A 4,827-nucleotide genomic window follows, 5' to 3' on the forward strand; every position below is an offset into this window, starting at 1 on the left:
GCGCAGAGCGGCGCCGGTGGCACCTGCCCCCGGCCCGGCTGCGGCGGCACGCTGGACGAGGACGGTTACTGCGAGACCTGCGGCCTGGAGGCGCCGGAAGGTGCCAGGGCACCGGCGGCCGCGCCCGACGCGGACAGCGCCAGGACCATCAGCACCCGCACCGGCTCGGTCGCCACCGGGTGGACCGCGTCGACGGGCGCGGTCACCAGCGGCTCGCGGCGCGGCTCCGCACGCTCGGCCAGCCGCGGCCTGCTGGGCGCGGGGCTGGTCGAGATCCCCCGCGTCCCCTACCGCGACCCGAAATCCGCCGTCCTCTCCGACCCGAAGGTTGCCGAGAACAAGCGGTTCTGCAGCAACTGCGGCGCGAAGGTCGGCCGAGGCCGCGACGGGCAGGAGGGCCGCACCGAGGGGTTCTGCACCTCCTGCCGCCGCCGCTTCTCCTTCTCCCCCAAGCTCGCCCCCGGCGAGGTGCTGCACGACCAGTACGAGGTCCTCGGCTGCCTCGCGCACGGCGGCCTCGGCTGGATCTACCTCGCGCTCGACCGCGCGGTCGCCGACCGCTGGGTCGTGCTCAAGGGCCTCCTCGACACCGGCGACACCGACGCCATGGCGGCCGCGGTGGCCGAGCGGCGGTTCCTCGCCGAGGTCGAGCACCCGAACATCGTCAAGATCCACAACTTCGTGCAGCACCCCGACGCGGACACCGGCGCGCTCGTCGGCTACATCGTGATGGAGTACGTCGGCGGTAGGTCCATCAAGGAGATGCTCAAGGACGTGCGGGCCGTCCAGGGCGCGGAGGCGTGCCTGCCGCTGTCCAGGGCCATCGCCTACACGCTGGAGATGCTGCCGCCGATCGGCTACCTGCACACCCTCAACCTGCTGTTCTGCGACTACAAGCCGGACAACGTGATCCAGACCGAGGAGCAGCTGAAGCTGCTCGACCTCGGCGCGGTCCGGCACATGGACGACGACGACAGCGCCGTGTACGGCACGGTCGGCTACCAGGCGCCGGAGATCGCCACGGCGGGCCCGTCGATCGCGTCGGACCTCTACACCATCGGCCGCACGCTCGCGGTGACCACGTTCCCGTTCGACTTCCAGCGCACCTACGTCGACCGCCTGCCGAACCAGGCGGAGGAACCACTCCTCGCCGAGCACGACTCGTACTACCGGTTCCTGCTGCGGTCGGTCGCGACGGCGCCGCGGGCCAGGTTCACCTCCTCGGAGGAGATGAAGGACCAGCTCACCGGCGTGCTGCGGGAGGTACTCGCCACCGAGGACGGCCTGCCGCGGCCCGGCGCGTCGGCCGAGTTCACCCCGGAGCGCCGCTCGTTCGGCATCGACATGGCGTTCACCGCGCGGGAGTCGCTGCCGTCGCTGGTGCACATGCTGCCGGTGCCGAAGGTCGACGGGACGGACGCGGCGGCGGCGTTCCTCGCGACCGTCATGGCCACCGAGCCTGCCGCGCTGGCCGACGAGCTGCGCCAGGCGCCGAAGGGCTCGGTCGAGGTGCCGCTGCGGATCATCCGCGCCCACGTCGAGGCGGGTGAGCGGGACATGGCCCTGCGCAAGCTCGACGAGCTGGCGAACAACGCGCGCGACCTTGACCGGCTGTGGCTGCTCGACTGGTACCGCGGCATGGCCGCGCTGGCCGAGGGCGACCCGACGACCGCGCAGCGGCACCTCGACCGCGTCTACTCGGCGGTGCCGGGCGAGGCGGCGCCGAAACTGGCACTGGCGGTGTGCGCGGAGGCGCTGGGCGACCACGCGACCGCCGACCGGTACTACCGCGTCGTGTGGCGCACCGACCGCTCCTACGTGAGCGCCGCGTTCGGCCTGGCCAGGGCGCTGATGGCGCGGGGCGGGCGGCTGGAGGCGTTCGACGTGCTGTGCTCGGTGCCAGAGACCTCGAACCATCACACCGCGGCCCAGCTTGCCGCCGCGGCGGTACGGGTGGCCGGGGTGGCGGCACCGGAACTGGCCGAGGACGACCTGACGTCGGCAGGCGCGCTGCTGTCCGCCCTGCAGCTGCCCGCGGAACCCAGGGCACGGGCGAACGAGCGGCTGCTGACCGCCGCGTTCCGGTGGGTCACCCACGGCGGACGCTCGGGTGGGACTGTGCTTGGCTGCCCATTGAGGGAGAACGACTTGCGAGTCGCGCTGGAGGATTGTTACCGGACGCTCGCACGGCACGCGGACAACACGAGGGAGCGCATCACATTGGTGGACAGCGCCAACCAGATCCGGCCGACAACGTGGGTGTGACCGTGACCAGCTGCCCAGGATGCGGTGCCGCCGTCGGCAAGGAGGACCGGTTCTGCGAGAGCTGCGGGCAGAGTCTGCTCGTACGCAGGACCCCCGTCGGCGGCCCGGTGCGCGAACAGGCCGGCGGGTCGTGCGTGGCATGCGGCGGGCCCAACATCGACGGCGACGGCTTCTGCGCCGACTGCGGGCGGGCACAGCCCAGCGGCCGTGACCGCATGGAGTGCGACCTCGAGATGGTCGTCGGCATCAGCGACAAGGGACGGCGGCGGGCCCGCAACGAGGACTCGATGGCGTACGGCACCGTGCTCGGCGCGGACGCGCCGCCGACGGTCGTCGCGGTGGTGTGCGACGGCGTCGCCACCTCCGACCGTGCGGACAGCGCGTCGCAGCTCGCGGTCGACGAGGCGGTGAGCGTGCTGCTCGACGCCGTGCTGGAGAACGGCGACCCGGCGGACGCGACGCGGACCGCGGTCGCGCGGGCGATCGAGGTGGTGTCGGAGCTGGCCGACCCCTCGGTGCCCGGCACGGCGCCGTCGTGCACGTTCGTGTCCGCGGTCGTGACACCGGACAAGGTCACGGTCGGGTCCGTCGGCGACAGCCGCGTGTACTGGATCGCCGCGCCCGGCTCGGAGTCCGACGATTCGCTCCGCAAGCTCCGCTCGGAGTCCGACGACGACTCGCTCCGCTCGGCAGCCGCCCCCTCGCAGGTACTCACCGCGGACGACACGGTCGCCGCCGAGCTCATCGCCGAGGGCATGAGCGAGGAGCAGGCCAACTCGGTGCCCCAGGCGCACGCGCTGTCCAAGTGGATCGGCGCGGACGCCGGCGACATCGAGCCGAGGGTCGTCACTTTCGAGCCGAACGGGCCGGGGCACGTGCTGCTGTGCAGTGACGGGCTCTGGAACTACGTGCCGGACGCCACCGCGCTGGCCGGCGTGATGCCCGCCGATGGCGGCATGCCCTCGGCCGTCGGGCTGACCAAGCTCGCGCTGGAGCTCGGTGGCCACGACAACATCACCACGGTCCTCGTGCCGTTCCCGCCGAAGGAAGGGAGCCAGCCGTGACCGAGCAACCGGACTTCGCGGTCGAGGTCTACCAGAACGAGTACCTCTCCGCCGGCTCGACCGAGGTCAACGCGATCGTCACGGTCACAGCCAGCGGCGCACCCACCGGGCCGTCGACCTCCGGTGGCGGCGCGGCCGAGGTGATCATCGTCGACTGCTCCGGCTCGATGCACGTGCCACGCACCAAGCTGTCGTCGGCGAAGCAGGCCACCGCCGCCGCCATCGACACGCTGCGCGACGGCGTCGAGTTCGCGGTCGTGGCCGGCACCGACGAGGCCCGGCTCGCGTACCCCTACCAGCACGGCCTGGTGGTCTCCTCACCAGCGACGCGGGCCGAGGCGAAGCAGGCGGTCGCGCACCTCGCCGCGAACGGCGGCACCGCGATCGGCAAGTGGCTCGCGCTCGCGGACTCGCTGTTCGCGACGTCGGCCGCGCAGATGCGGCACGCGATCCTGCTGACCGACGGCCAGAACATGCACGAGACGCCGCGCCAGCTCGCGACCACGCTGGCGCAGGTCACCGGGCACTTCGTGTGCGACTGCCGCGGCGTGGGCACCGACTGGGAGGTCAAGGAGCTGCGGACGATCGCCGACGCGCTGCTCGGCACCGTCGACATCATCGCCGAGCCGGAGGGCCTCGAGGAGGACTTCCGCGCGATGGCCGCGGGCGCCATGGACAAGGCGGTCGCGGACGTGGCGCTGCGGCTGTGGACCCCGCAGGGCGCGACGGTGAAGTTCGTGAAGCAGGTCGAGCCGACGCTCACCGACCTCACCGCACGGCGCACGGAGGCCTCGCCCCGCGAAGGCGACTACCCGACGGGTTCCTGGGGTTCGGAGACCCGCGACTACCACGTGTGCGTGCGGGTCCCGGCCGCGGCGACCGGCGAGAAGATGATGGCCGGACGGCTCAGCCTCGTCGTACCCGGTGCCGGCGGCGCACCGGACCAGGTGCTCGGCAAGGGCCGCATCCTCGCCGTCTGGACCGAGGACACCGCGCTGTCCACCCGCATCAACCGCGAGGTCGCGCACTACACCGGTCAGGCGGAGCTGGCGGACGCCATCCAGGAGGGCCTGGAGGCACGCAAGGCGGGCGACGTGGAGACGGCGACCGCGAAGCTGGGCCGTGCGGTGCAGCTCGCGACGGAGACCGGTCACTCGGACACCGCGAAGCTGCTCGCGAAGGTCGTGGACGTTGAGGACGCCCGCACCGGCACCGTGCGACTCAAGCGCAAGGTCGAGGCGGTGGACGAGATGACGCTCGACACCCGGTCCTCGAAGACCATGCGGGTGCGCAAGAAGCAGCAGGACGCTCCGCCGGACGCTCTGCCGGATGCCGAGGGAGCCTGACCGCATGGCCACCTGCCCGCAGGGCCACACGTCGGAGGACGAGGAGTTCTGCGACGTCTGCGGCCGCGAGATCGGCGGCGCGCGGGCGACCGCGGCTCCGGACGCGCCCCCGGCCGCCGAACCGGATCTGCCGGCGGCGGGCGCGACCTGCC

At 72.6% G+C, this 4,827-nt stretch carries 3 protein-coding genes; all 3 read left to right on the forward strand.

The window, feature by feature from the left end:
• On the forward strand, positions 1-2,265 hold a 2,265-nt coding region (locus WBA97_RS36990; protein ID WP_424235683.1), incomplete at its 5' end, for a tetratricopeptide repeat protein.
• Positions 2,266-2,267: 2 nt separating this feature from the next.
• Entirely contained in the window at positions 2,268-3,329 is a 1,062-nt protein-coding gene (locus tag WBA97_RS36995) for a PP2C family serine/threonine-protein phosphatase (RefSeq protein ID WP_424235684.1), read from the forward strand.
• The gene (locus WBA97_RS37000; RefSeq protein WP_424235685.1) at positions 3,326-4,675 is read left to right on the forward strand and encodes a vWA domain-containing protein; all 1,350 of its coding nucleotides are present in this window, start codon (positions 3,326-3,328) and stop codon (positions 4,673-4,675) included. Before WBA97_RS36995 ends, WBA97_RS37000 begins: the two co-directional genes overlap by 4 nt.
• Positions 4,676-4,827 lie beyond the last annotated feature (152 nt).

This window comes from Actinophytocola sp. (genome assembly GCF_049647105.1).
Lineage (GTDB): Bacteria > Actinomycetota > Actinomycetes > Mycobacteriales > Pseudonocardiaceae > Actinophytocola.